Annotated in this window: 22 protein-coding genes; 12 read left to right on the forward strand and 10 right to left on the reverse strand. The window is 72.2% G+C overall.

Annotated features, from left to right (window positions below; genetic code table 11):
- Positions 1–44: 44 nt before the first annotated feature.
- From ACIBO1_RS10650 to ACIBO1_RS10660, 3 genes are read right to left on the reverse strand one after another with little or no spacing between them, the layout of a single operon-like run.
- Entirely contained in the window at positions 45–1,805 is a 1,761-nt protein-coding gene (locus ACIBO1_RS10650; RefSeq protein ID WP_396743809.1) for a proline--tRNA ligase, read from the reverse strand.
- 40 nt (positions 1,806–1,845) lie between these two features.
- On the reverse strand, positions 1,846–2,508 hold the full coding sequence (locus tag ACIBO1_RS10655; RefSeq protein ID WP_396743812.1) for a response regulator: 663 nt from the start codon (positions 2,506–2,508) through the stop codon (positions 1,846–1,848).
- Entirely contained in the window at positions 2,505–3,674 is a 1,170-nt protein-coding gene (locus ACIBO1_RS10660; protein WP_396743815.1) for a sensor histidine kinase, read from the reverse strand. The genes ACIBO1_RS10655 and ACIBO1_RS10660 overlap by 4 nt, the downstream gene beginning before the upstream one ends.
- A 132-nt stretch (positions 3,675–3,806) precedes the next feature.
- On the opposite strand from ACIBO1_RS10660, the gene ACIBO1_RS10665 reads away from it, so the two are divergent.
- From ACIBO1_RS10665 to ACIBO1_RS10675, 3 genes are all read left to right on the forward strand, one after another.
- Entirely contained in the window at positions 3,807–4,250 is a 444-nt protein-coding gene (locus ACIBO1_RS10665) for a hypothetical protein (protein WP_396743818.1), read from the forward strand.
- A gap of 67 nt (positions 4,251–4,317) precedes the next feature.
- Positions 4,318–5,079: an HAD family hydrolase gene (locus tag ACIBO1_RS10670; protein WP_396743820.1), complete on the forward strand. Its 762-nt coding sequence runs from the start codon at positions 4,318–4,320 to the stop codon at positions 5,077–5,079.
- Positions 5,080–5,188: 109 nt separating this feature from the next.
- Positions 5,189–6,088 carry an alpha/beta fold hydrolase gene (locus ACIBO1_RS10675; RefSeq protein WP_396743823.1) on the forward strand — a complete coding sequence of 300 codons (900 nt, stop codon included), beginning with the start codon at positions 5,189–5,191 and terminating at the stop codon, positions 6,086–6,088.
- 107 nt (positions 6,089–6,195) lie between these two features.
- On the opposite strand, the gene ACIBO1_RS10680 is transcribed toward ACIBO1_RS10675, so the two are convergent.
- Positions 6,196–6,384: a DUF397 domain-containing protein gene (locus ACIBO1_RS10680; RefSeq protein WP_396743826.1), complete on the reverse strand. Its 189-nt coding sequence runs from the start codon at positions 6,382–6,384 to the stop codon at positions 6,196–6,198.
- Positions 6,369–7,178: a helix-turn-helix transcriptional regulator gene (locus tag ACIBO1_RS10685; protein ID WP_396743829.1), complete on the reverse strand. Its 810-nt coding sequence runs from the start codon at positions 7,176–7,178 to the stop codon at positions 6,369–6,371. The genes ACIBO1_RS10680 and ACIBO1_RS10685 overlap by 16 nt, the downstream gene beginning before the upstream one ends.
- Before the next feature lie 217 nt (positions 7,179–7,395).
- On the opposite strand from ACIBO1_RS10685, the gene ACIBO1_RS10690 reads away from it, so the two are divergent.
- From ACIBO1_RS10690 to ACIBO1_RS10700, 3 genes are all read left to right on the forward strand, one after another.
- Complete coding sequence (locus tag ACIBO1_RS10690; RefSeq protein WP_396743832.1) at positions 7,396–7,782, forward strand: hypothetical protein; 387 nt, start codon at positions 7,396–7,398, stop codon at positions 7,780–7,782.
- A 187-nt stretch (positions 7,783–7,969) separates the two neighbouring features.
- Positions 7,970–8,737 carry an SGNH/GDSL hydrolase family protein gene (locus ACIBO1_RS10695; protein WP_396743835.1) on the forward strand — a complete coding sequence of 256 codons (768 nt, stop codon included), beginning with the start codon at positions 7,970–7,972 and terminating at the stop codon, positions 8,735–8,737.
- A 261-nt stretch (positions 8,738–8,998) separates the two neighbouring features.
- Positions 8,999–9,889 (forward strand): sulfurtransferase, encoded by an 891-nt coding sequence (locus ACIBO1_RS10700; RefSeq protein WP_396743838.1) that lies wholly within the window; start codon positions 8,999–9,001, stop codon positions 9,887–9,889.
- 127 nt (positions 9,890–10,016) lie between these two features.
- Here ACIBO1_RS10700 and ACIBO1_RS10705 read toward each other — a convergent pair whose 3' ends face one another.
- Positions 10,017–10,625 (reverse strand): TetR family transcriptional regulator, encoded by a 609-nt coding sequence (locus ACIBO1_RS10705; protein WP_396743841.1) that lies wholly within the window; start codon positions 10,623–10,625, stop codon positions 10,017–10,019.
- Positions 10,626–10,733: 108 nt separating this feature from the next.
- Here ACIBO1_RS10705 and ACIBO1_RS10710 point away from each other — a divergent pair, with 108 nt between their 5' ends.
- The 6 genes from ACIBO1_RS10710 (at position 10,734) to ACIBO1_RS10735 (ending at position 19,964) form a co-directional block, all read left to right on the forward strand.
- Positions 10,734–11,915: an FAD-dependent oxidoreductase gene (locus ACIBO1_RS10710; protein WP_396743844.1), complete on the forward strand. Its 1,182-nt coding sequence runs from the start codon at positions 10,734–10,736 to the stop codon at positions 11,913–11,915.
- Between the two features lie 75 nt (positions 11,916–11,990).
- The gene (locus ACIBO1_RS10715; protein WP_396743847.1) at positions 11,991–13,778 is read left to right on the forward strand and encodes an HSP90 family protein; all 1,788 of its coding nucleotides are present in this window, start codon (positions 11,991–11,993) and stop codon (positions 13,776–13,778) included.
- A 6-nt stretch (positions 13,779–13,784) separates the two neighbouring features.
- Complete coding sequence (locus tag ACIBO1_RS10720; RefSeq protein ID WP_396743850.1) at positions 13,785–16,673, forward strand: hypothetical protein; 2,889 nt, start codon at positions 13,785–13,787, stop codon at positions 16,671–16,673.
- A 91-nt stretch (positions 16,674–16,764) separates the two neighbouring features.
- Positions 16,765–17,391, forward strand: a complete 627-nt coding sequence (locus ACIBO1_RS10725) for a TetR/AcrR family transcriptional regulator (protein WP_396743853.1) — start codon at positions 16,765–16,767, stop codon at positions 17,389–17,391.
- 156 nt (positions 17,392–17,547) lie between these two features.
- The gene (locus tag ACIBO1_RS10730; RefSeq protein ID WP_396743856.1) at positions 17,548–18,915 is read left to right on the forward strand and encodes an acetyl/propionyl/methylcrotonyl-CoA carboxylase subunit alpha; all 1,368 of its coding nucleotides are present in this window, start codon (positions 17,548–17,550) and stop codon (positions 18,913–18,915) included.
- Between the two features lie 128 nt (positions 18,916–19,043).
- On the forward strand, positions 19,044–19,964 hold the full coding sequence (locus tag ACIBO1_RS10735) for a hydroxymethylglutaryl-CoA lyase (RefSeq protein ID WP_396743859.1): 921 nt from the start codon (positions 19,044–19,046) through the stop codon (positions 19,962–19,964).
- A 20-nt stretch (positions 19,965–19,984) separates the two neighbouring features.
- Here ACIBO1_RS10735 and ACIBO1_RS10740 read toward each other — a convergent pair whose 3' ends face one another.
- Genes ACIBO1_RS10740 through ACIBO1_RS10755 form a run of 4 tightly spaced genes read right to left on the reverse strand, consistent with a single transcriptional unit; the run spans position 19,985 to position 25,764 of the window.
- The gene (locus ACIBO1_RS10740; RefSeq protein WP_396743862.1) at positions 19,985–20,968 is read right to left on the reverse strand and encodes an aldo/keto reductase; all 984 of its coding nucleotides are present in this window, start codon (positions 20,966–20,968) and stop codon (positions 19,985–19,987) included.
- Positions 20,969–20,971: 3 nt separating this feature from the next.
- On the reverse strand, positions 20,972–22,159 hold the full coding sequence (locus ACIBO1_RS10745; protein WP_396743865.1) for a GNAT family N-acetyltransferase: 1,188 nt from the start codon (positions 22,157–22,159) through the stop codon (positions 20,972–20,974).
- Positions 22,159–23,475 (reverse strand): diaminopimelate decarboxylase, encoded by a 1,317-nt coding sequence (gene lysA, locus ACIBO1_RS10750; RefSeq protein ID WP_396743868.1) that lies wholly within the window; start codon positions 23,473–23,475, stop codon positions 22,159–22,161. Before lysA ends, ACIBO1_RS10745 begins: the two co-directional genes overlap by 1 nt.
- Before the next feature lie 60 nt (positions 23,476–23,535).
- Positions 23,536–25,764: a GNAT family N-acetyltransferase gene (locus ACIBO1_RS10755; RefSeq protein ID WP_396743871.1), complete on the reverse strand. Its 2,229-nt coding sequence runs from the start codon at positions 25,762–25,764 to the stop codon at positions 23,536–23,538.
- Positions 25,765–25,770: the final 6 nt, after the last annotated feature.

Genomic DNA, 25,770 nt, shown 5'->3' on the forward strand with positions numbered 1-25,770 from the left:
AACACCATCTGCCGATCGGAATGCCGTACCCCGTTACGTGACCGCTACACCACGTTTCGCGCCAACTCCTCGACGAGATGGTCCGTCACGTTCTCCACCGGGATCTCGGCACGTTCTCCGGTGGACCGGTCACGCACCTCGACGTACCCGTCGGTCAGGCGGCGGCCGACCACGACGGTGCGCGGGATGCCGATGAGTTCGGCGTCGGTGAACTTCACCCCGGCGGAGACTCCGGCCCGGTCGTCCACCAATACCCGCAGGCCGGCGGCGGCGAGTCGGGCGCCCAGGTCGAGCGCCGCCTCGACCTGGGGACCCTTGCCGGCCGCCACCAGGTGTACGTCGCAGGGGGCGATCGCCGCCGGCCAGACCAGGCCCCGGTCGTCGTGGTGCTGCTCGGCGATCGCGGCCACCGCCCGGGACACCCCGATGCCGTAGCAGCCCATGGTGGGGCGTACCGGCTTGCCCTGCGGCCCGAGGACGTCGACCGCGAAGGCGTCGGTGTAGCGGCGGCCGAGCTGGAAGATGTGTCCGATCTCGATGCCCCGACGCATGGTCAGGCTCCCGCCGACGCAGGCGGGGCAGGGGTCGCCGGGTCGGACGTCGGCCGCCTCGACGGTGCCGTGCGGCGTGAAGTCGCGGCCACAGACCACGTTCGTGGCGTGCCGGCCAGGCTCGTTCGCCCCGGTCAGCCAGGCGGTGCCGGTCACCACCCGGGGGTCGACCAGATAGCGGATGCCGAGTTTGTCGAAGACCTGCGGCCCGATGTAGCCCCGGACCAGATCGGGGCGCTCGTTCCAGGCGTCGAAGATGTCCACGGTGGCTGGTGCCAGCACCGCGGCCAGCCGCTTGAGGTCGACCTCACGGTCACCGGGCACGCCGATGACGAGCAGTTCGGTCTCGTCGATGCCGGGTCGGCGTACGGTCAGCACGACGTTCTTGAGGGTGTCGGCGGCGGTCCAGTCGTCGCGTCCGGCGAGTCGACGCACGTTGGCCAGCGCGACCAGGCTGGCGATGGTGGGCGTCTCCGGGGTGTCGTGCACCTCGACGGGCGGCCGGGCCAGCGGGTCACCGGCTGCCGGGGCGGGCGTGGTCACCGCCTCGGTGTTGGCCGCGTAGTGGCAGTCCGTGCAGCCCACGAAGGTGTCCTCGCCGACCGGCGCGATGGCCAGGAACTCCTCCGAGGCGGAACCGCCCATCGCGCCCGACGTCGCGTGCACCACCGTGTACTCCAGGCTAAGCCGGTCGAAGACCCGCCGGTACGCGTCCCGGTGCCGGTCGTACGCCGCGCGCAGCCCCGCCTCGTCCAGGTCGAAGGAGTACGCGTCCTTCATCAGGAACTCGCGTCCGCGCAGCAGTCCGGCGCGCGGCCGGGCCTCGTCGCGGAACTTGGTCTGGACCTGGAACAACGTGACCGGGAAGTCGCGGTAGGAGGTGAACAGGTCCTTCACCAGCAGCGCGGCCAACTCCTCGTGGGTGGGGGCGAGCAGGTGCTCGGCGCCACGCCGGTCGGCCAGCGTGAAGATGTCGTCGCCGTATTCGGTCCAGCGTCCGCTGGTGCGGTACGGCTCGGCCGGCAGCAGCGCCGGGAAGTGCACCTCCTGGTCACCGATCGCGGCCATCTCGGCCCGGACGATCTCGGCGACCCGGTCCAGCACCAGCTTGCCCAGCGGCAGCCAGGTGTACCCGCCCGGGGCGGCGCGGCGCAGGTAACCGGCGCGCAGCAGCAGCCGGTGACTCGGCACCTCCGCGTCGGCCGGGTCCTCGCGCAGTGTCCGGATCAGCGTGGTCGACATGCGCAGCAGCATGGCCGCAGCGTACGACCCGGGGTACGGGACGGCGATCCGATTAGCCGTGGTCGGGGTCGGCGAGCCCGGCGCGGTGGGCGATGACGGCCAACGCGGTCCGGTCCCGGGCGTCCAGCTTGGCCAGCAGACGGCTCACGTACGTGCGGGCGGTGGCGGGGCTGATGAACAGCGCGCGGCCGATCTCGTCGTTGGTCTCGCCCAGACCGACGCGGGCCAGCACGGCCCGTTCCCGCTCGGTGAGCACGGCCAGCCGAGGGTCCGGCGGCGGTAACCGGGGAACGGCGGCGAGTCGTTCCATCACCCGGCGGGTGACGGTGGGCGAGAGTAGGTTCCCACCGGCCGCCGCGGTGTGCACCGCTCGCCGCAGGTCGTCCGAGCCGGTGTCCTTGAGCAGGTACCCGGCGGCACCGAGCCGGACCGCCTCGACGATGTCCTCGTCGTCGTCGAAGGTGGTGAGGATCAGCACGCGCGTCGCGGCCAGCGTCTCGTCGGCGCGGATCGCGGCGGTGGCGGCCAACCCGTCCAGGATCGGCATCCGGATGTCCATCAGCACCACGTCCGGCCGCAACCGGCGGGCCAGGTGCAGGCCGGTGCGGCCGTCGGCGGCCTCCCCGACGACGCTGATCTGCGCGTCGGACTCCAGCAGCGTGCGGATTCCGGCCCGGACCAGGTCCTGGTCGTCGACGACGAGCACGGTCGTCATGTCGTACCCGCCAACGGCAGTTCGGCGCGTACGGCGAAACCGGTGGCCTGGTGCTCGGCGGTGAGTGACCCGCCGAGGCTCTGGGCCCGCTCCCGCATCCCGGCGATGCCGTGCCCGCCGCCGGTGGCCCGGTCGGTGGTCGGCCGGTCCGCGCCGGAGTCGGTGACCGACACGGTCACCTGCCGGTCGTCCTGCGCGACGTGGATCTCCACCCGGCTGCCCGCCGAGTGCCGGACCACGTTGGTGACCGCCTCCTGCACGATCCGGTACGCGGCGGCCTCCACCGGTGCCGGCAGCGCGGCGCGCAGCCGGACCTGCACGTCGACGTCGAACCCGGCGGCGCCGGCCGCCCCGGTCACCGCGTCGAGGTGCGCCAGCGACACGACCGTCCGGGGCGGGTCGTCGTCCCGGCGCAGCAGCGTCACCGTCCGCCGCAGGTCGTCCATGCTCCGGCGGGCGGTGGTGCGGATCAGCTCCAGGGCCGACCGGGTGGCCTCCTCGTCGCGGCCCAACGCCTCCCGGGCCACGTCGGCGTGCAACGCGATCACCGAGGTGGTGTGGCCGAGCGAGTCGTGCAGGTCCCGGGCGATCGCGAGCCGCTCACCCTGCACCCGGGCGTCCGCCTCCTGCCGGTATCGCTCCTCGGTCAGCTCGGCGATCCGTCGCGCGTCGGCCTGCGCGGCCCGCCGGGACCGCAGGCTGTCGCCGAGCGCGATCGCCGCGCCCATCAGCAGGACGTGACCGGCCAGCTCGTAGCCGACGACGAAGGAGAAGTTCTGGCCCTCGGCGAGACGGACCACCACCGAGACCACGACCACCAGCACGGCGGCGCCGACCGAGGCGGCGAGGCGACCCTGCTCGGCGGCGGAGAAGAGAGCGGCGGCCACCGGCACGGCCAGACCGACCGCCGGATAGCCGGCGGCGTAGTAGGCGAACAGGCCGAGCACCGTGACGGCGAGCACCACCACCGGGTAGCGGCGGCGGGCCAGCATCAGCGCGCCGAGACCGACCGCCCACAGGTACGCGATCCGGTCCGGCTCCTGCCGACCACCCTCGTTGGCGGTGATCACCACCGAGACCACGGCGGTGACGCCCACGCCGAGGAGTACGTCGGTGAGCCAGGGCCGGACCCGGCGTACCGGAGGCTGGCTCGGCTGACCGCTCACCGGCCCAGCGTACGGCGCGGACGGGGGGCGCCGGAGTCGTCGGGAGGCGACGTCCGGGGTCGCCTCCCGACGTACCGCGATCGGGTCCGCGTGCGGATGGCGGGCGGCCCGGCCGTCCCTAGCGTTGCCGGCATGACCACTGTCTCGTCGCACCGCTCCGCGCTCGGCCTGCCGCTGCTCGCCCTGGTCGGGTTGGCGCTGCTCGGCCTGCCCCGGGTGGTGCTGCACGATCTGGGCCTCGTGCACGAGGGCACCTTCGTCAACCTGCTGCTGGTGGTCGTACCGCCGGTCGTCTGGATCACGGTGGCGCTGGTGCGGCGGGTACCCAACCCGTTCCTGACCCTGCTCGCGGTCGGCCTCTGCTACGGCGTCCTGTTGGCGGTCACCCACCAGCTCCTCTGGGACGTCGCCTTCGACGAGCCGCCGACGCTCGGCGGCAACCTCACCGACCTGGCCCCGGGTGCCCAGACGGTCGTCATCCGGTTCTTCGCCACCATCAGCAGCGTCTTCACCGGCGTCATCGTGGGCGTGGTGACCGGCCTCGTCGCCTGGGCGCTGAGCCGGGTACGCCCCTGACCGGTGCAGATCGGCGCATCTCCACACCGGGCCCGTCGCCGGTGACGCTCTGGGCGAGGATGGGGGCATGATGCGGGCGCCGGGCGGACTGTTGCTGGATTTCGGGGGCGTGCTGGCGGACGCACCGGGGAACGGGTGGGCGTCGCCGGAGGTCGTCCGGCGGATGTCCGAGGTGATCGACGGTGCCCTGCCGGACGAGCGGATCGCGGCCGACCTGACCTCGGGCGCGCGGGCGTACGGGCGGTGGCGGGACGAGACCGGCGTCTCGGCCGAACCGATGGAGCTGACGCACGACCGGGTGTGGGCGGACTTCGTCACCCACACCTGGCCCGAACCGGCCCGGGCCGCCGTCGCGCGACAGGCCACCCCGCTGGCGTACGCGTCGACGTGGCGCACCGAGTGGCAGGTGCGACCCGGAATCCCCGAGGCGCTGGCGGCCGCTGCCGAGGCAGGCGTGCCGATGGCCGTGGTCAGTAACGCGCTCTGCGGTGCCGCCCACCGCGACTTCCTGGCTGCCGCCGGACTGTCCGGCCGATTCGTCGCCGAGTTCTACAGCGACGAGACGGGGCTGCGGAAGCCGAACCCGCGCTTCGCCGCGTTGGCCGCCGACGCCATCGGCGTACCGGTGGATCGGTGTTGGTTCGTCGGCGACAGCCTGCACCGGGACATCGCCTGCGCGCGGCGGGCCGGTGTCGGGGCGGCGGTCCTGATGCGCTCGCCGCGCACCGACCGCGAGCCCGACGCGCCCGAGTTGGCGCCGGACGCCTGGATCGAGGACGGTCACGGGCTGCTCGACCTGCTGCGCGGCAGCGGCGACGCGGGATTCTAGCCAGCGCCGCAGCGGCTGCCGCCGTCCTTGCCGGAACCGTCGTCCCCGCCTTCCGTCGCGTCCTACCGTCCGGGGGAGCGGTCGGTGATCGAGGGCGAGGAGTGGGGCGTTGTTCGATGACGTGCGGCAGATCGACGCGGGTGTCCTGAACGTGGGCTACATCGACGCCGGACCGCCGGACGGGCCGGTCGTCCTGCTGCTGCACGGCTGGCCGTACGACATCCACAGCTTCGCCGACGTGGTGCCGCTGCTCACCGAGGCCGGTCACCGGGTGCTCGTGCCGCACCTGCGCGGCTACGGCACGACAAGCTTCCGCTCGCCCGACGCCGTCCGCAACGGCGAACCGGCGGCCATGGCCTGCGACGCGGTCGCGTTCCTGGACGCCCTCGACGTCCGGCAGGCGACGGTGGCCGGATTCGACTGGGGTGCCCGCACCGCCGACATCCTGGCCGCCCTCTGGCCGGACCGCTGCACCGGCCTGGTCGCGGTCAGCGGTTACCTGATCGACGGACAGGAGTCGGGCAAGGCACCCTTGCCCCCTGCGGCCGAGCACGCCTGGTGGTACCAGTTCTACTTCGCCACCGACCGGGGCCGTCAGGGGTACGCCCGCAACCTGCAGGACTTCGCCAAACTGATCTGGCGGACGGCGTCCCCGCAGTGGAGCTTCGACGACGCGACGTTCGACCGGAGCGCGGCCTCCCTCGACAACCCCGATCACGTCGACATCGTGATCCACAACTACCGCTGGCGGATGGGCCTGGCCGACGGCGAACCGCAGTACGCCGACCTGGAGGACCGACTGGCCGACAAGCCCGCCGTCACGGTGCCCACCATCAGCCTCGAAGGCGACGCCAACGGCGCACCCCACCTGGAACCCGAGGTGTACGCCAAGCAGTTCACCGGCCCGTACGAGCACCGCACGATCAGCGGCGGCATCGGGCACAACCTGCCGCAGGAAGCGCCGAGGGCCTTCGCCGACGCGATCATGCAGGTGACGTCGCTGACCTGACCCCTGCCGGTCCGGCTGTGCTGGCGTTGCCGATCTGCGGCCCTACGGTCGACGACGCTGACGGCCCTGGGGCGCGCTCGTTGCCGTCCTGGTCAGGGGCGCTCGGGTCAGGGGCGCTTGGCTTCGGTGATGAAGGCGTGCCAGGCGGACGGGGTGAAGACGAGCGCGGGGCCGGTCACGTCCTTGCTGTCGCGGACGCCGACGATGCCGGGCAGGTTGTCGGCGACCTCGACGCACTCGCCGCTCGCGCTGCGGGTGGACTTGCGCCAGGCTGCGCCGGTCAGATCGTGGACCATGACTCCATCACTTCCTTCATCAGGGCTTCGGACTGTCCTTTGGGGAGTGCGACGCTGCGGACACCCTCCCACCTCACCAGCAGGGTATCGATCTGCTCGTCACGGTCGATGGTCGTGCCGCCGACATGGTTCTCCAGATGCCCCAGCCACTCACCCTCGACCCCTCGGGCCAAGGTGATCGGTCCGGCGTGTCCAACATGGACGGTGGCCTCGGCAGGAATGAGGTGCACTAGCACGCCGCCGCGCTTGACGCATTCGAGCAGGTGGCTGATCTGCTGAGCCATGATGCTCCGGAAGCTCTCGTCAGCTCGGCGCAGGGTGGTCTCCTCGATCACCGCAATGAGGGCCGGTGGGTTCGGCTGGGCGAGGATCGCCTGACGATCCATCCGTACCGCCAACCGCCGTTCGACCTCTTCGTCGCTGAGCATGTCGTCGGACTGGATCACCGCGCGGGCGTAGTGCTCGGTCTGGAGCAGGCCGGGGATCAGCGTCGGGTGGTAACAGCGCAACTGCCGCGCGTTGCGCTCGGCGTCCAGCCAGGGGCGTAGCCAGTTCGGCTGGCCGTGCAGCTCGGCGATGCGCAGAAGCCCCGACAGTAGGCCGTCGCTTTTCAGCACCTCGTCGGCCCGCTTGAGGAAGAGCCGGTCGAACGGGCGTTGCCCCAGCTCGATCGCGGAGACCTGCGAGCCGGAGAAGTGCACCAACTTGCCGAAATCCTCCTGGGTCAGGTCGGCCGAGAGTCGCAGCCTGCGCAACTGTGCCCGGATCAGTTCGGCGGTCGGCTCGGATTCCACGCTGCCTCCACGAATTCTCGGCCGCTCGGATGGATGCCCGGCCCGGCGTCACCATCGCCACGGCCGGTGTCGATGCCTTCCGACAGTAGTCGCCCGGTCAGCAGACTGTCACCCGGCGGTCCTGCTCCCATCCACCGGGGACGGGGTGGGACTGCACCGGGGCCGTCCCGGCACCTCCCCCGTGCCGGGACGGCCCCACCCGGAGGCGGAGGTCGAGATGTCCCACCCGAAGTCGTACCCGGTGCCGCGTCGTGGCCCGGCGGCCGAGCGGCCCCGGCAGCACCCGATGTCCGGCCCGCAGCATCTGCCGCTGCGCCCGCTCTGGTTGTGTCGGGCCTGCGGGCACTCGTGGCCCTGCGCCGAGGCGCGGCTGCTGCTCCGTGTCGAGTACGACGACCGCTGGCTCGACCTGGCCGTCTACCTGTCCGGGCTGTACTTCGAGGCGACCCTCGACCTGTTCCGGCTCGACCCGGACGGCGGCCCGACACCGCCTGAGCTGTTTGCCCGGTTCGTCGCCTGGGGGCCGTACCGTCGCTCGGCGGTCGACCCGCCGCGCGCCTGCACCGGCCGCTGTCGCCTCCCCGCCGCGTCGCCGGAGGGATGACGGTTGCCCGCCGCGTCGCTGGGTGGATGACGTCTGCCACGTTCGGCGAACGCGGGGCAGACCGGTGAATGCGGCCGGTGCCAGACTCCCAGGTGTTAGGAGGGGACCCCTGCTATACCGCAGACGTTAATAAGGTGCCCTTCCTTACACACACAGCAGCCTTACCCGCAGCTTCGAGGAGTGAGCAGTGCGCTGGCGCAGTTACGTCGCGGTCGGGGACAGCTTCACCGAGGGCCTGGACGACGCGTACCCGGACGGCACCTTCCGGGGCTGGGCCGACCTGGTGGCCACCCGGCTGGCCGCCGAGGCCGGGCCCGAGTTCCGGTACGCCAACCTGGCCATCCGTGGTCGACTCTTCCCGCATGTGGTGGCCGAACAGGTGCCGTCCGCGCTGGCGATGAAGCCCGACCTGATCAGCTTCGCCGCCGGTGGCAACGACGTGCTGCGCCGCAACTTCGACCCGGCCGCGCTGGTCGGCCGCTTCGACGAGGTCGTCGGTGATCTGCGCTCGGGCGGTGCCGACGTGGTGCTGTTCCGGTTCGCCGACGTGATGGCCCGACTGCCGGGGCAGCGGCTGATCGCACCCCGGATCGAGCTGCTCAACCGTGCCGTCGGAGAGACCGCCGAGCGGTACGGCGCGATCCTGGTCGACCTGTACGCCGACGACACGTACCTCAACCCGCTGCTCTGGAGCACCGACCGGCTGCACCTGTCGCCGGTAGGTCACCGCCGGGTGGCCGCCCAGGTGCTCGACGCGCTGGGCGTCGGCTGTGACGAGGAGTGGCTGCTCGTGCCCCCGGCGCCGACGCCGAGCCCGTGGCTGGCCGCCCGTACCGCCGACCTGCGCTGGGCCGGTCAACACCTGGCGCCCTGGCTGAAGCGCCGCCTCACCGGCCGCTCCTCCGGCGACACCCGCACCGCCAAACGCCCCACCCTCACCCCCCTCCCCGACTGATCCCCCACCCCGCCCAGCCCCGCCCCGCTCAGCCCCGTCGATCATGGGGTTGTGGTCGACAGTATGGGCGGATATTAGTGGCTTTGGCCGCACCACAACTCCATGATCGACGGGCAAAGGCCGACTGGGTGCTCCAGGCGGTGCTGCCGCTCGCTGCATGTTGTTAGGAGGGGTCCCCTGCTATACCGGAGGCGTTAGCAGGGGACCCCTCCTTACATACAACCCCGCGCGGACGCGGTTGCTCGGCGTACCTTGGGGCTCATGTCTGTGCCCAGTGATCCCGATCCCCGACTCCAGTCGTACGCGGACCCGCAACGGCTGGTGACCACCGAATGGCTGGCGGAGCACCTCGGCGACGAGGGTCTCGTCGTGGTCGAGTCCGACGAGGACGTGCTGCTCTACGACACCGGCCACATTCCGGGTGCTGTGAAGGTCGACTGGCATCTGGAGCTGAACGACCAGGTGACCCGCGACTACCTGGATGCCGAGCGGTTCGCCGAGTTGTGTGCGGCCAAGGGCATCGGCCGGGACGACACGGTCGTCTTCTACGGTGACAACTTCAACTGGTGGGCCGCGTACGCCCTCTGGGTCTTCACCCTCTTCGGCCACCGCGACGTGCGGTTGCTCGACGGCGGTCGGCAGAAGTGGATCGCCGAGGGGCGGGAGCTGACCCGGGACAAGCCGGCCCGGCCGAGCGCGGAGTACCCGGTGCCGCAGCGCGACGACGCGCCGGTGCGGGCGTTCCGGGAGGACGTGTCGGCGCACGTCGCCGCCGACCGGCCGCTGGTGGACGTGCGGTCGCCGGGTGAGTACACCGGCGAGATGCTGCACATGCCGGACTACCCGCAGGAGGGTGCGCTGCGCGGCGGGCACATCCCGGGCGCGGTGAGCAAGCCGTGGAAGTCCGCCGCCAACGAGGACGGCACCTTCAAGTCGGCCGACGAGTTGCGCGCGATCTACGCCGACCAGCTCGGGTTGAGCCCGGACGACGACGTGATCGCGTACTGCCGGATCGGTGAGCGCTCCAGCCACACCTGGTTCGTGCTGCGGCATCTGCTGGGTTACCCGCGCGTGCGTAACTACGACGGCTCGTGGACCGAGTGGGGCAACCTGGTCCGGGCTCCCGTCGTCAAGGGTCCCGACCCGAAGTGAGCCGTCCCGCCAAGCCCCTTCCACGGGGATGATCAAGAGGTTTTGGGGCTTCCGCCGCCCGATTGTGACCAGAACTTCTTGATCGACTCAGGGCGTCCGGCAATGCCGGACGCCCTGACCGGCCCATTCATGACCGGACCGGCGTCGGGTCGCGCAGGTAGCGCTGGATGGTGGGGGCCAGCCAGGCGACCAGGGCGGGTGGGGAGAGGTCGACCATGGGGGGCAGGTGCAGGACGTAGCGCGTCAGGGCCACGCCGAGTAGTTGGCTGGCGACCAGGCCGGCCCGGTGTGGGGCTTCGGTCGGGTCGACGACCACCCGGGCCACGGCCGTGCCGAGCTGGGTGGCGAAGATGTCGCGTACCCGCTCGGCGCCGCTCGGGTTGGTGCTGGCCGTGCGCAGCAGCGCCGGCAGCGTGGTGTCCCCCTCCCAGCGGGTGAAGAAGTAGCCGACCAGCGTCTCGCCGAGGCGGTCGGCAGGTGTGCCACTCAGGTCCGGTAGTCGCAGGTCGAACTCGGCCGCCGCCGCGAACAGGCCCTCCTTGCTGCCGTAGTAGCGCATCACCATCGACGGGTCGATGCGTGCGTCGGCGGCGATGGCCCGGATCGTCGCGCGGTCGTAGCCGTCGGCCGCGAAACGCTCGCGGGCGGCCCGCAGGATGGCCGCGCGGGTCGCGCCCGCGTTGCGCGGGCGGCCACCGCCGGGTGCCGGCTCGTTCTGCGGTACGCCTTCCGTCATGTGCACGACGGTATGCCAACACGTGTTGACTTCTCCGATCGGGGGCGCCTAGCGTTGCCAACAAGTGTTTGCCAACAGCTGTTGGCAAGCGGATCGGGGGAGGTCGTCATGCTGCCCGGAACCACGGACGTCCTGATCGTCGGAGCCGGTCCGACCGGCCTGACCGCCGCGCTCACGTTGGCCCGCCGGGGGGTCGAGGTCACCCTGGTCGACCAGCGGGAGGCACCGGCGGTGACCTCACGGGCGGCGGTCGTGCACGCGTACACGCTGGAGATGCTGGACCGGGTCGGTGCCGGCGGGCCGCTGGTCGCACGCGGACTGCCGTCGGCCCGGTTCAGCGTCCGCGACCGGGACCGGGTGCTGATCACCGTGCCGTTCGACCGGCTGCCCAGCCGCCACCGGTACGCGCTGATGGTGTCCCAGTCGGTCACCGAGGAGGTGCTCACCGAGCGGCTGGCCGAGGCGGGCGGGCGGGTGCTGCGGCCGTACCGGCTGACCGGGCTGCGTCAGGACGCCGACGGCGTGGTGGCGCAGTTCGGTGACGCGATCGTCCGGGCGCGCTGGGTCATCGCCGCCGACGGCATCCACAGCACGGTCCGCGAGTCGGCCGGTATCCCCTTCACCGGCCCGGACGGGTCGGCGGAGTCGTTCGTCCTGGCCGACGTACGCCTGGACAGCGCGCTGCCCCGCGACGGCGCGTCGGTCTTCCTCGCCCGGGGCGGACCGCTGGTCTGGGCGCCGCTGCCCGACGACCGGGTGCGGCTGGTCGCCACCGTGACCGACCCGCCCGCCGAGCCGGACCTGCCCTACCTGCAACGACTGCTCGACGAGCGCGGCCTGCGGCGGCGGCCGGACCAGGTCCGGGAGGTCCTCTGGTCCTCGCGGTTCCGGCTGCACCGACGCGTCGCGGAGACCTTCCGCGCAGGTCGGGTGCTGCTCGCCGGGGACGCCGGGCACGTGCACAGCCCGGCCGGTGGGCAGGGCATGAACCTCGGCATCTGCGACGCCGTCGACCTCGGCGAGACCCTGGCGGCGGTGCTGGCCGGGGGCACCGAGACCCTGCTGGACGAGTACGCGGCCCGGCGTCGCCCCCTCGCCCACGAGGTGGCCGGCTTCGCCGACCGGTTGACCCGGCTCGCCACCGTGCCCGCCGCCGGACGGCCGGCCCGGGACGCGCTGCTGCGCCTGTTCTCGGCGCTGCCACCGGTCCGTCGACGGGTCGCCCTGCGGCTCTCCGGGCTCAGCCAACGCGCGTCCGATAAGGTGGCCCACCCGGCGAGGTCTCGCTGAGGAATCGGGCACGCGGATGTCGGCCCGCACCGGTACGGTGGGCGCCGACATCCGGGAGCGGGGAGCGGACAAGGCGTGGACCGTACCTTCCAGGTGGACCTGCGTGGCGTGGTCGACCTGCTCAGTCATCACCTCTACGGCAGCCCACGGGTTTACGTCCGCGAGCTGATGCAGAACGCGGTGGACGCGATCACCGCACGTCGGGCCGCCGAGCCGGACGCACCGGCCCTGGTTCGGATCGAGCCGCCCGAGCTGACCGGCGACGGCACCCTGCGGGTGCACGACACCGGCATCGGGCTGACCGAGGCACAGGTGCACGAGCTACTGGCCACCATCGGCCGCAGCTCCAAACGGGACGAGCTGGGTTTCTCCCGCCACGAGTTCCTCGGCCAGTTCGGCATCGGGCTGCTCTCCTGCTTCCTCGTCGCCGACGAGATCCGGGTGGTCACCCGCAACGGCGACCACCCCACCGTGCTCTGGACCGGCTACGCCGACGGCCGCTACGCGGTGCGCCTGGCCCCGCCGCAGGAGGCCCGCGCCGAGGTCGGCACCACGGTCACCCTGGTGCCCCGTCAGGACGCCGACCAGTGGTACGCCACCGCCACCGTCACCGAGCTGGCCCGCCTCTACGGCAGCCTGCTGCCGGTGACCGTCCGGGTCGGCAGCGTGGTGACCACCGCCGGGGAACCGCCCTGGCCGACCAGCCCGGGCGCGCCCGTCGACCGGGCCGCCCTGATCGCGTACGCCCGCGAGACGCTCGGCGTCGACCCGTTCGACGTGGTGCCGCTGCGGGTGCCGGAGGCCGGGCTGACCGGCGTGGCGTTCATCCTGCCCACCGCCGTGAACCCGGCCGCCCGCGCCGGCCACCGGGTCTACCTCAAGCGGATGCTGCTCACCGAGCACGCCGACGGCCTGTTGCCGGACTGGGCCTTCTTCGCGCACTGCGTGGTCGACACCAGCGAGCTGCGGCCCACCGCCAGCCGCGAGGCGCTCTACGAGGACTCCCTGCTCACCAGCACCCGCGAGTCGCTCGGCGCGCAGATCCGTGGCTGGCTGGTCCGGCTCGCCAAGCACCAGCCGCACCGGTTGGCCGAATTCCTCCAGGTGCACCACCTCGGCGTCAAGGCGCTCGCCCTGCACGACGACGAGATGCTCACCCTGGTCGACCAGTGGTGGCCGATGGACACCAACGTCGGCACGCTCACCCTGGCCGAGTTCCGGCAGCGCTACGGCCTGGTCCGGTACGCCGCCAGCCTGGACGAGTTCCGTCAGCTCGCGGCTGTCGCCGCCGCGCAGGACCTGGCCGTGGTCAACGGCGGCTACACGTACGACAGCGAGCTGATCGAGCGACTGCCCACGGTGGACCGTACCGTGCTCATCGAACGGCTCGAATCGAGCGACCTGACCACCCGGTTCCACGCCCTCGAACCGCACGTCGAGTTGGCGTTGCGGCCGTTCCTCACCGCCGCCGGTCGGGCCCTGGAACGACTCGGCTGCGAGGTGCTGATCCGGGCCTACGATCCGGCCTCCCTCCCGGCGTTGTACCTGCTCAGCCGCTCGGCCGCGTTCACCGACCAGCTCGCCGCCAGCCGGGACAAGGCCGACGAGCTGTGGGGCGGCGTACTCGACGCGTTGGCCGCCTCCGCCCCGGCGGACCGCCCGCAGCTCGTGCTCAACCACCGCAACCCGCTGGTACGCCGGGTCACCGCACTCGGTGACCCGGAGCTGGTCGGGCTCGCCGTCGAGGCGCTCTACGGGCAGGCGCTGCTGCTCGGGCACCATCCCATCCGTGCGGCGGACGCCGCCCTGCTCAACAGTTCCTTCCTCGGCCTGCTGGGCCGGGCCGTCCCTGGACAGGAGTGAGACGTCGTGGCCGACGAGGACCTGTGGCGGATGCTGCGCCAGACCGGCGAGATGCCGTACGGCGTCGGACAGATCGCCGCGCTGGAGCAGTTGCTGCGTCGGGCGGACGCCGCCGACGACCGGCACCTCGCCTTCGCGGTCCGCATCCAGGGCATCACCACCTACATCTACGGCGGTGAGCCGGCCAAGTCGTTCGTCGTCTTCGCCTGGTGCCTGGCCGAGTTCGACAAGGACCCGCAGCCCTACCACCAGCGGTACGCCCAGCACCTGCTCTGGCACTTCAAGCACATGGTCAACGGGATGCTGAGCTTCCCCGAGGTGCCGTTGGACCGCACCCACGCGGTGCTCGACGACATGGAGCGGCGCTACCGCGAGGGCGGGCACAGCCTCCAGGCCGTGTACAAGTACCGCTACCGGGTGGCCGACCACCTTGGCGACCGGGAGCAGGCCGAGGAGTGGTACCGCAAGTGGCTTACCACGCCCCGTGACCAGCTCTCCGACTGCGCGGGCTGTGACCCGACCACCCAGGTCAACCACCTGACCCGCACCGGCCGCCACGACGAGGCCGTGGCGCTGGCCGAGCCGGTGTTGAGCGGGCGGCTGAGCTGCACCGAGCAGCCGCAGGGCATCCTCACCGCGTTGCTGCCGGCATACCTGCACAGCGGTCGGCGCGACGAGGCGCGCAACGCGCACCGGGAGGCGTACCGCCGGCACCGGGGCAGCATCGCCGACCTGTGGGACGTCAGCGAGCACATCGAGTTCTGCACGTTGACCGGCAACGAGGCGCGGGCGCTGGAGATCGTCGAGCGGCACCTGGACTGGCTGGACCGGGCCCCCTCGCCGGGTGCCGCGATGCAGTTCGCCGCGTCGGCCGCCGCCGCGCTGCGCCAGGTGGACGACCAGACGCTGACCGTGCACCGCCGCGCCTTCGGGGAGCGACCGGCCGCCGAGGTGCCGCTGGGTGCGCTCGCCGCCGAGCTGGCCGAGACGGCGACCGGTATCGCCGCCCGGTTCGACACCCGCAACGGCAACAGCACTCAGTCCGAGGGCATCGCCCAGCGACTGGCCGTGACGCCGGTCGGCGACCACCTGCCCCTCTCGGCGAGCCTGCGGCGTCGACCGGTGCCCACCACCCGCACCGCCACCGCCGCCGAGACTGTCTCCGAGGCTGACGCGCCGCGCGAGGTCACGGTCCCCGAGCCGCGCCGGTCGGCGGAGTTCGTCGTACCCGCCGAGGCGGACGCGGGCGAGCTGCTGGCGCTGGCCGAGCAGCGGTGGTCGGCCCACGACCGCGTCGGCGTGCGTGCCGTCCTGACCGCCTTCGAGGAACGCTTCGGCGAGGCGGAGCTGTCGCCGCGCGAGCGTGCCCTCCGGGGTGAACTGCGCGCCGCCGAGCTGGTTGACGCCGGGGACATTGCCGGCGCGGTGTCGGCCAACCGAACGGCCATCGCGGCGTACGAGGAGTTGTCCGACCCGGCTCGCGCCCAGGTCGTCGCCAGCCGCCTCGGCGCGCTGCTGGCGCAGGGCGAGGAGCCGGACGAGGAGGCGTACGCGTTGGCGCACACCGCCGCCGACTTCCTCGACGAGCACGGTGACGCCCGGCAGCGGGCCGCCGCGCACGATCGGCTGGCGGTGGTGCTGGCGCAGCAGGCCCGCTGGCCGGAGGCGCTGGCCGCCTCGGAGCGGGCGGCCGACGGCGCGGGAGACCCGTTCCTGGCGGCCCGGATCGCGCTGCACCGGGCGCACATCCTCGAACAGCTCGACGACGAGGACGCCTTCCGGGCCGGCGCGGAGCAGGCCCATCGGCTCGCCCAGGAGGCGGGGGTCCCGGAGCTGATCGCCACCGCCGCCCTGGCGCACGCCCGTGTCGCGCAGGATCCGGCAGAGGCGGTCGCCGCGTGCGACGAGGCACTGGCCCACGCCGGGGACGCGCTGCTCCTGCCGGCGCGGGTGACCCGTGCCCGGGCGCTGATTGCGGCACAGCGTGCCGACGAGGCGGTGGAGGACTTCGCCGAGGCGGTGGCGCTCTGCGTCGAGCGGGGCGAGGCCGGTGACGCCTACCTGCGCTGGGAGTTGGCCACCGCGTACCGGGTGGCCGGGCGGCTCGGCGAGGCGGCCGAGGTGGCCGAGGAGGCGGTGACCGGTCTGGACCGGCTCGGTCACCAGGCCGACGCCGATGCGGCCCGACACATGTTGGCCGGCGTCTACCAGGGGCTGGGCGAGATCGACGCGGCGCTGGCTCTGTTGGACCGGCTCGCCGAGAACCTCGACGGACCGGACAATCTCCCGCATCGGGCGCAGGTGCTCGAAGACGCCGGGGACATCCTCTACCAGGCCGACCGGGACGCGGCGGCGGGACAGAAGTTCGCGGCGGCCGCCTCGGCGTACCAGCTCGCCGGTCTGCACCTGGACGAGCTGCGGGCCCGACGTCGGGAGGCGTCCGCGTACCTCTACGCGAATGAGACGGCCAGTGCGCTGCGCGCGGTCGAGGCGACCGACCGGCTCGCCGGTGAGCTGACCGCCGGAGCCGCCGACGAGCCGCCGGTGATCTACGAGGTGTCGTTGGCGGCCGAGACGGCGGCGCGGGTGCTGGCTGGGGACGAACGGGAGGGCGAGGCGCTGGACCGGCTGGCCGGGGTCGCGCACCGACTGCGATCCGTGGAGGCGTTCGGCGAGGCGGCCCAGGTGGAGATCCTCTCCGGCGAGCTGCTGCTGCGGCAGGGCCGACCGGCCGAGGCGGAGCCGGTGCTGCGTGAGGTCCTGGGTGGTCTGCCGCCCGAGTCGAGGCCGGCGTCCCAGGCCGCCTGGCTGCTCGCCCGGGCGTTGGACGAGCTGGGCCGCTCGGCGGAGGCAACCGACCTGCGCAAGCAGCACGGCCTGGACCACGACCACTGACGACCTGGGGCAACAGGGAGCGTTCCCGGCAATCGGACTGGCGGGTAACCGAGGACCCACGTCTTACCCCCGGTGGGTCTACGCTGGCCCGGTGACGGTGGAGCAGCAGGCCCGGGGCGGGAGCAGCGGGGCCACGGGATCGGGGCGGCGCCGGTCCCGCAAGGACGAGATTCTGGAGATCGCGGTGGGGCTCTTCGCCTCCCGCGGCTACCACGGCGTGTCGATGGACGACATCGGCGCGGCCGCCGGGGTGACCGGCCCGGCGCTTTACCACCACTTCGCCGGCAAGGAGGCGATGCTGGTCGCCGCGCTGGTGCCGGTGAGCGAGGGCCTGCTGGAGGGCGGTCGGCAGCGGTCCGTCGCGCATCCCGGCGACCCTCGGGCGGTCCTGGAGTCGCTGATCGACTTCCACGTCGACTTCGCGTTGGCCAACCCGGCCGTCATCGCGTTGCACCTGCACGAGCTGGACCGGCTGCCCGAGGAGCCTCGGCGGCGCATCCGGCGACTCCAGCGCCTCTATGTCGAGGAGTGGGTCATCGTGCTGACCGCGCTGCATCCCGGCCTGCCGGCCGGTGAGGCGCGGGTGTTGGCGCACGCCGCTTTCGGCCTGATGAACTCGACCCCGTTCCTCGGGGGCGAGGTCGACCGTCGCCGCCGAGCCGAGCTGTTGCGCGCCGCCACCCTGGCTGCCCTGCTCGCCCCGACCGACCCGGCCTGACCCGCGCCCGCGCGCACCACCCCGCATCCTTCTCCCGGCCTGGGTGTTAGGAGGGGACCCGTGCTATACCGCAGGCGTTAGCAGGGGACCCTTCCTTACATCCGGGCCGGCGTGGTTGGCTTGCCCGCGTCCCACAAAATGGAACGCGGAGGAAGCATGATCGAGTCGTTGCTGGTCGCCAACCGAGGTGAGATAGCCCGCCGGATCATCCGTACCGCCAAGCGGCTCGGGGTACGCGCGATCGCGGTGCACTCGGAGGCCGACACCGACCTGCCGTTCGTCACCGAAGCCGACCAGGCGATCTGTGTCGGACCGGCCAACCCGGCGCAGAGCTACCGCAACGCCGACGCCATCCTCGCCGCCGCTGAGTCGACCGGTGCGCAGGCGATCCACCCCGGCTACGGCTTCCTGTCGGAGAACGCCGACTTCGCCCGCGCGGTCGAGGCGGCCGGTCTGATCTGGGTCGGACCGGACGCGGACGCGATCAGCGCGATGGGCGACAAGATCAATGCGCGGAACCTGATGGCAGCGGCCGGCGTACCGGTGGCACCCGGCACCACCGAACCGGCGGCGGACCTGCCTGCGGCGCGCGCTGCGGCGGCCGAGATTGGCTATCCGGTGATGGTGAAGGCCGCCGCGGGTGGTGGTGGCATGGGCATGGGCGTGGCCGCCGACGAGGCCGCGCTGGACACCGAGTACGACAAGGTGCGCGCGTTCGCCGAGCGGATGTTCGGCGACGGCTCTGTGCTGATCGAGCGCTACTTCCCCCGGGTACGTCACGTCGAGGTGCAGATCCTCGGGCTGGCCGACGGCCGGGTGGTGGCGTTGGGCGAACGCGAGTGCTCGGTGCAGCGCCGCAACCAGAAGCTGGTCGAGGAGTCGCCGTCACCGGCGGTCTCACCGGAGCTGCGTACCCGCCTGCTGGCGGCGGCGGTCCGGGCCGGCGAGGCGGTGAAGTACCGCAACGCGGGCACGGTGGAATGCTTGTTGGTCCCGCGTCAGCGGGATCTCAGCGGGGATAGCCCTACCTCCGAAGAATTCTTCTTCCTGGAGATGAACACCCGGCTCCAGGTGGAGCACCCGGTCACCGAGTTGGTCTACGGCCTCGACCTGGTCGAGGAGCAACTCCGGGTGGCGGCCGGGTTGGCGCCGACCTTCGACCCGGACGCGTTGACGCCGCGCGGGCACGCCATCGAACTGCGGATCAACGCCGAGGACCCGAAGCGTTTCCTGCCCGGACCGGGCGTGGTCAGGACCTGGGTGGAGCCGACCGGCGCCGGGGTACGCGTCGACTCCGGCTACGTCGCCGGCAACACCGTGACCCCGTTCTACGACAGCCTGATGGCCAAGCTCGTGGTCGACGCGCCCACCCGGGCCGAGGCGATCGACCGGGCCCGCGCGGCGGTGGCCGGATTCGAGCTGGCCGGCCCCAAGAACAACCTGCCGTTCTTCGCCGAGTTGCTGGAGAACCCGGAGTTCGTCTCCGGTGACTACGACACCGGCATCGTCTCTCGGATGCGCTGACCCCGCCAGGGTCACGAGGTGCCGCCGGGACGTCTGGACGGGCACCTCGTGACCCTGGCGGTCACCGCCCGACGTGACATGCTTGGGTGGTCAGCGACAGATAAGTGTCACAGTGAGGTGATGTCGTGATGGCGGAGCTGCCGACGTCCGTGTCCATCCGCGAGGTCGGGCCGCGCGACGGGCTGCAGAACGAGGACCCGATCCCGACCGGGGCCAAGGTGCGCCTGCTCGACGCGCTCTCCCGCACCGGCGTACGGCGGATCGAAGCGGTGTCGTTCGTTCACCCCCGGGCGATCCCCCAGATGGCCGACGCCGACGAGGTGTGGCAGCGGGCGGCCAAGGTCGACGGGGTGCGCTACTCGGCGCTGGTGCCCAACTCGAAGGGTGCGCAGCGCGCCCTGGCCGCCGGCTTCACCGAGATCGAGGTGGTCGTCTCGGCCAGCGACACGCACAACCGCCGCAACGTCAACCGGGGCACCGACGAGTCGTTGGACGACATCGCCGAGCTGATCGACATGCTGCACCAGGCCGGAGCCACCGCAGAGGTGATCATCGCGACCAGCTTCGGCTGCCCCTACGAGGGGGACGTCGACCCGGCCCGCGTCGCCGCCATCGTCGACCGCGTGGTCCGCGACGGCGCCGACCGCGTCGCGTTCGGCGACACCACCGGCATGGGTACGCCCCGACGCGTCCGTGACCTGGTCACCGCCGTACGCGACCGCGACGCGGACGTGCCGGTGCTGCTGCACTTCCACAACACCCGGGGTACCGCGTTGGCCAACCTGCTGACCGCCCTGGAACTGGGTGTCACGGAGTTCGACGCCAGTGTGGGTGGCCTCGGCGGCTGCCCCTACGCGCCCGGTGCCAGCGGCAACCTGGCGACCGAGGAGGCGGTGCACATGCTGCACGACATGGGCGTCGACACCGGCATCGACCTGGACGCCCTGATCGAGGTGGCCGAACTGGCCGAGGAGCTGACCGGTCGACGCCTGCCCTCCGGGGTGCTGCGCGCCGGTCCGCGTACCCGGCTGACCCCCTCCCCGGCCTGACCCGGCCGACGGCGGCTCGGCTACTGGGACCACCAGGTCGGTTGGCGTGACCAGCGGTGCCCGCGCAGGGTCTCCAGCAGCGCCGGGTCGAGCGGCTGCCCGTCGCTGACCGCGAGGTTGCGGTCGACGTGGGCGACCCGGCGCATCCCGGGGATGACGGTGGCGACCCGGGGCTCGGCGAGGATGAACCGCAGCGCCGCCTCCGGCATCGGCATCCCGGTCGGCAGGTCCTTGCGCAGTTCCTCGGCCCGGGCGACGCTGGCGGCGAGGTTCTCCGGCACGAAGTACGAGTTGCGCCAGTCCTCCTCCGGCCAGGTCGTCTCCGTCGTCAACGTGCCGGTCAACGTGCCCTCGTCGAACGGCACCCGGGCGATGACCGCCACGTCGTGCTCCGCCGCCGCCGGGAAGAGGTCGTCCTCGGGAGCCTGGTCGAAGATGTTGTAGATCACCTGGACCGCGTCGACCAGCCCGGTGGCCAGCGCGCGTACGCCGTTCCAGGACTCCCAGCGGTTCACCGAGATGCCGACGCCGCCGATCAGGCCCTGCTCACGCAGCCCGGTGAGGGTCCGCTGCCAGCGCGGGTCGTCCGCCCAGGAGTCCTCCCAGACGTGCAACTGCAACAGGTCGATGGTGTCCAGGCCGAGGTTGCCGAGACTCGTGTGGACGTACTCCTCGATGTGCTCCGGTGGGAAGACGTCGTCCAGGGTGGACTCGCGGGTCGACGGCCAGCGCATGTCCTTCGGCGGCACCTTGGTGGCGACGTACAGCCGGGTGTCCGGGTTGGCGCGTACCAGCTCGCCCAGCACCCGCTCGCTGTGCCCGCGTCCGTACACCCAGGCGGTGTCGAAGAAGTTGCAGCCCAGGTCCACGGCCCGCTGGAGAGCGGCGATCTTCTCGTCGTCCTCGACGCCGGTCCAGCCGTGCAGACCACCGCCGACGCCCCACATGCCGTACGAGACCTCACTGACCTGCCAGCCCAGTCGGCCGAACCTGCGGTAGCGCATGTGTCACCTCTCCGGTGCACGAGGGGGTTGAGGGGGTGTGCCGTCGCCCCACACGCGTACCGCCTGTTGATGGTCCGAGCCGGGCGACGCGAAGGAACGCACGAGTTCGGCAGGAAGGCCGACCGGCGGTCGGACCAGACCGGCCGTCCAGCGCGGTTCGGCGCCTCGCGCGCGTTTGGCGCCGTACGTGCCGGCACCGAGGTGCACCAGGCCCAGGCCGCGTTCCGCCGCCAGCTCCCGTGGCCGGTACACGCTGAGGTTGAAGTACGAGTAGGGCGCGGCCCCCTCGGCGAACCCGGCGGCGCGGACGTACACCCCGTCGGGCCACAGGTAGTTGAGGCTGAACCCGACCACGGTGTCGCCCGCGTACTCCAGGAGCACGTGGCTGTACGCGTCGAGCGCAGGCACCTGCGAGGCGAAGTAGGCGTGCATGTCGGCGTCCGTGTCGGGGCCGCCGTACTTGCGCTGGGTCGCGCCGAGCAGCGGGGCGATCACGTCCACGCAGGCGGAGAGCGGCACCGTCTCGACCCGGTCCACGGTGGCCTCGTACCGGCGGCGTTCCCGTCGCCACTCGCGGCGTCCGGCCGCCCCGGCGGAGCCCTCGCCGACGTGCACCGGCAGCACCGCCTCGGCCGACAGTGGCGCGGCCACCGGCGGCGGACCGGCCGGGCCGACCGCCCGCGTCCACGCGGCCTGGTACGCGGCGACGTTCGCCACCGGGGTGTAGAGCAGCGCGACGCTGGCCGCGCCGAGCCGCGCGGCCAGCGCCTCCACCTCGGTGAAGAGGGCGGTCAGCACGGCGTCCCGCCGGTCGGCGGTGAGGTCGTCGGCGATCGCCACCGCGCCGTGGTAGCCGGCCCGTGAGCCCACCAGCAACACCGGCAGGAACGCCGCGTGCTCCTCGGGCGACAGCGACCGCCCGAGGTTCTCCTCGGCCATGTGACTCGGGCTGTAGGCCAGGTTCATCGACGGCACGCTCGCGCCGTGCCAGAGGTAGGTGGCGACCGCCGCCAGCGTGGTGCCGGCCGCGTCCTGCACGACCAGGTAGGTGGTGTCGAACGACCTGTCGGTCTCCGACCAGGCCACCCACGGGTAGCCGAGGTAGAAGCCGTCACCGGCGGCGAGGCCGTTCCACACGTCCTCGCCGATCTCGGTGACCGAACGTCGGGTGGTGACCGACAGGTCGTCCATCAACTCCCCTGGCTGTCGCCGTCGTCGAACAGTTCCAGTGCCACCAGGTCGTCGTAGGTCTCCCGGCGGCGGATCAACGTCACCTGGTCGCCGTGCACCAGCACCTCGGCGGGCCGCTGCTGACTGTTGTAGTTGCTGGTCATCGTCATGCCGTACGCCCCGGCGGTGAAGATCGCGAAGTGCGCGCCGGGCTCCAGCTCGGGCAGCGAACGACCCCGCGCCAGGTAGTCGCTGGACTCGCAGATCGGCCCCACCACGTCGTACGAGGTCAGCCCGGCCAGGCCGGACACGTCCCGGGAGACCGGCGTGGCGTCCGCCGGAGGCTGGACCGGCCACATGAAGTGGTAGCTGTCGTACATCGCGGCCCGGGCCAGGTGCGTCATGCCCGCGTCGAGCACCACGAGCTGCCGCTCGCCGGCCTGCTTGAGGTAACGGACGGTGCTGACCAGGACACCGGCGTTGGCGGCGATGGTCCGACCCGGCTCGAAGATCACCTGACCGCCGAGGCGGGCGAACCCGGTCAGCCGGGGAATGATCGCCTCGGCGAAGTCGTCCCAGCTCGGCGCGGTGCGGTCGACGTACTCGGCGGGGAAACCGCCGCCCAGGTTGAGCGTGGTGATGCGGTGCCCGGCCTGTTCGAGCTGGGCCACCAGGGCCATCAGCCGGTCGAGGGCGGTGGCGTACACCTGCGGGTCGAAGATCGGGCTGCCCAGGTGGACGTGGAAGCCCTCGATGCGCAGCGCCTCGTCGGCGGCGGCGTGCGCGAACAGCGCGGCGGCACGGTCGATGTCCACGCCGAACTTGCCGCCCCGCGTGCCGGTGGTCGTCCGTGCCGGGGTCCGCTCGTCCGGTGCCACGTCCGGGTTGACCCGGATCGCCAGCCGGGGACGTCGGCCCTCCTGCCGGGCGATGCGGGACAGCAGCTCCACCTCGGCCTCGGACTCGACGTTGATGCAGCGGATGTTGCGGACGACCGCCTCGCGCAGCTCGGCCTCCGACTTGCCGACCCCGGCGAGCACGGTGCGCTCCGGGTCGACGCCCGCCAGCATCGCCCGGTGCAGTTCGCCGCCGCTGACCGCGTCGACTCCGGCGCCCTCCCGACCGAGCAGCCGGAGCAGGTGCACGTTGCTCAGCGCCTTCGCCGAGAAACAGACCAGCGGGTTGACCGCGTCGAACGCCTTCGTGAAGCGACGGTAGTGATCGATCAGGGTGCTCGCCGAATAGACGTAGGTGGGTGTGCCGAAACGCTCGGCCACCGAGGTCAGCGGGACCCCTTCACAGTGCAGCGTGCCGTCGCGATAGGTGAACTCGTCCATCTGTTCCTCATTCAGGAGATCAGCGCACAGGATATCCGTCCACTCAACGAAGATCGGCCCCTACCTGTGCTTGTAGAGGCGGTCCTGTTCGAGGGCACGAATACGCTGGTAATCCTCCTCCAAACGGCTCGGATCGTCCGAGATCAGATAGAGATGGCCGGGCGAGGTGAACAGGTCGACGGTCCGGTGCACCGGCGTGTCCGGCCTCAGATTCAACGCCGACCCGCACAGCACCGAGGGGATCTCGGCGAGGCGGTCGGCGGCACCGTCGGCGATCAGACCGTCGTACGGGGCGACCAGGCAGACCACCATCAGGGCCCGGTGGCGGCGGTATCCGGCGCCGAGACGGCGGCGGAAGCGTTCCGGTGCGGCGTACCGCTCGACGGTCAGCGAGAGCTGGCTCTCCCCGGTCGCCTGCGCCGGCCCGTCCGGCGTGACGCCTCCTTCGAGGCGGGCACCGGACTCGATCAGCACCGGTCCCCGGTCGTCGACGAAGAGTTCGGTGTGTGCCGGGCCGTCGTGCACGCCGAGCGCGTCCAGCACCCGTTCGACGAAGACGCGGACCTGGTCCTGGATGTCACCCGTGCCGTCCAGCAGGACCTGCCGGTCGTACACCGGCCGCCCGTCGACGAAGATCCGGTCGTCGCGCCAGATCTCGTGGACGTGGTGCCAGCCGTCGAGGCTCACGCTGTTGACGAAGTACTGCTGGCCGACCAACTGCTCCTGCACCAGTAGCGAGTCGTTGACCTGGGCCATCGCGTTGGCCGAGCCGAGCAGCTTGCCCGCAGCCGACCGGGCCTCGGTGCCGTCCGCGCAGAAGTGCACCCCCTCGGAACCGGCGCTGGCGGCGGGCTTGACCACGACCGGGAGCACCCGTGTGGCGGCCAGCCAGTCGTCGAGTTCCTCGATGCTGCGGACCTGGGTGCCGAGCGGCACCCGCAGGCCGGCGCGGGCGGCGGCGGCCATCATCGCCGGCTTCTGCCGCCGGGGGCGGTCCTCGGTCCGGGAGTTGCCCGGCAGCCCCAGCTCGGCGGCGAGGTCGTCGGCCAGGTCGACGCCCCACTCGCAGCCGGGGATCACGTGGCCCGGTCGCATCGGGGCGAGCCGGTCGGCGAGCTGCCGGACTGCCGCCGCGTCGTCGCCGGACGCGGTCAGCACGTCGACGAACTGCTCCCGGCGCAGCCCGGCGGCGTAGCGCTCGTTGATTGTGCCGGTGAGGACGGCCACGCAGCGCCGACCGTGCCGGGCGAACTCGGGTGCCAGGAGCGCGCCGGTGGAGAACGGGTCGACGATCACGATGGTCTCGTCGGTGTCGGCGACGACCGTGTCGACGCCGTGGCCGGGGCCGCCGTGCGGGGGTGCCGCGACCACCTCGGTCACGAACGACGCCCGGTAGGGACGCAGGTCCAGCCCGTCGGCGGGGCTCAACACGTCCAGCCGCATCGGCAGCGGCTCCGCCCAGGTGGCCGCCCGGTCGGGCGGTCGGGCGTAGCAGAGGCTCAGCACCGGATCGGCGAGCCGGTCGGTACGCAGCACCAGCTCGGCCTCGTCGCAGCCGTCGTCGTCCGGGTCGAGGTGGTGCAGCGGGACCGGTACGAAACCGAGGCGGCTCTTGAAGCTGAACAGCCCCGCCTGCGCGATGTGGCCGTACAGGGTCGGGTCGGTGCCGAGCGAGATCCACGGGAGGCCGCGTCGGGCGCTCTCCTCGAACGCGGCCACGTACAGCGCGCGGCTGATCATCCCGCGTCGGGCCTGCGGCCGGGCGGCCGAGTAGGCGACCCGCAGCGCCTCGGGCGTGACGCGGCACATCACCGCGCCGACCAGCTCACCGGCGGACCGGGCGGTGACCAGCACGAAGTCGGCGAGCCCGGCCTCGGTGGCGGCGACCGCGTGCGCCGCCGGCAGACCGTACGGCATGGTGGCGATCTGCGCGTCGTAGACGGTGAGGAACTCGCCGAACAGGTCCGGGTCGATCCGGTCGTGCACCTGTACGTCGAGCCCCGCCGCCTCGACGTACCGCAGCGCGTGGCGGACGTTCTGCCGTTCCGCCTTCGGCAGGGCGGCCAGGAAGTCCGCCGTCCGCTCCGGCGTACGCCGTCCCCAGGTCACCCACCGTGGCTTGAGTCGGAAACCTGACGCCGTCAGATCCGCCCACCGGTCCCGGGCCGGATCGGTGACGATCACCAGGTCGACGTCGTCGACACCGCCCCAGGCCCGGTCGAGCGCGTCCTCGGTGGACATCTCCCACCTGCGGACGCCGTAGTAGTCGCTCCCCCCGAAACCAGACACGCGTCC

The organism is Micromonospora sp. NPDC049903, from assembly GCF_044460945.1.
In the GTDB taxonomy this organism is placed as follows: domain Bacteria; phylum Actinomycetota; class Actinomycetes; order Mycobacteriales; family Micromonosporaceae; genus Micromonospora.

Excerpts from the sequence above, each read along its gene's own strand:
- ACIBO1_RS10650 (WP_396743809.1), bottom strand. The coding sequence starts at position 1,805 with ATGCTGCTGCGCATGTCGACCACGCTGATCCGGACACTGCGCGAGGAC.
- ACIBO1_RS10655 (WP_396743812.1), bottom strand. The coding sequence starts at position 2,508 with ATGACGACCGTGCTCGTCGTCGACGACCAGGACCTGGTCCGGGCCGGA.
- ACIBO1_RS10665 (WP_396743818.1), top strand. The coding sequence starts at position 3,807 with ATGACCACTGTCTCGTCGCACCGCTCCGCGCTCGGCCTGCCGCTGCTC.
- ACIBO1_RS10670 (WP_396743820.1), top strand. The coding sequence starts at position 4,318 with ATGATGCGGGCGCCGGGCGGACTGTTGCTGGATTTCGGGGGCGTGCTG.
- ACIBO1_RS10680 (WP_396743826.1), bottom strand. The coding sequence starts at position 6,384 with ATGGTCCACGATCTGACCGGCGCAGCCTGGCGCAAGTCCACCCGCAGC.
- ACIBO1_RS10690 (WP_396743832.1), top strand. The coding sequence starts at position 7,396 with ATGTCCCACCCGAAGTCGTACCCGGTGCCGCGTCGTGGCCCGGCGGCC.
- ACIBO1_RS10700 (WP_396743838.1), top strand. The coding sequence starts at position 8,999 with ATGTCTGTGCCCAGTGATCCCGATCCCCGACTCCAGTCGTACGCGGAC.
- ACIBO1_RS10705 (WP_396743841.1), bottom strand. The coding sequence starts at position 10,625 with ATGACGGAAGGCGTACCGCAGAACGAGCCGGCACCCGGCGGTGGCCGC.
- ACIBO1_RS10710 (WP_396743844.1), top strand. The coding sequence starts at position 10,734 with ATGCTGCCCGGAACCACGGACGTCCTGATCGTCGGAGCCGGTCCGACC.
- ACIBO1_RS10730 (WP_396743856.1), top strand. The coding sequence starts at position 17,548 with ATGATCGAGTCGTTGCTGGTCGCCAACCGAGGTGAGATAGCCCGCCGG.
- ACIBO1_RS10735 (WP_396743859.1), top strand. The coding sequence starts at position 19,044 with ATGGCGGAGCTGCCGACGTCCGTGTCCATCCGCGAGGTCGGGCCGCGC.
- ACIBO1_RS10740 (WP_396743862.1), bottom strand. The coding sequence starts at position 20,968 with ATGCGCTACCGCAGGTTCGGCCGACTGGGCTGGCAGGTCAGTGAGGTC.
- ACIBO1_RS10745 (WP_396743865.1), bottom strand. The coding sequence starts at position 22,159 with ATGGACGACCTGTCGGTCACCACCCGACGTTCGGTCACCGAGATCGGC.
- lysA (WP_396743868.1), bottom strand. The coding sequence starts at position 23,475 with ATGGACGAGTTCACCTATCGCGACGGCACGCTGCACTGTGAAGGGGTC.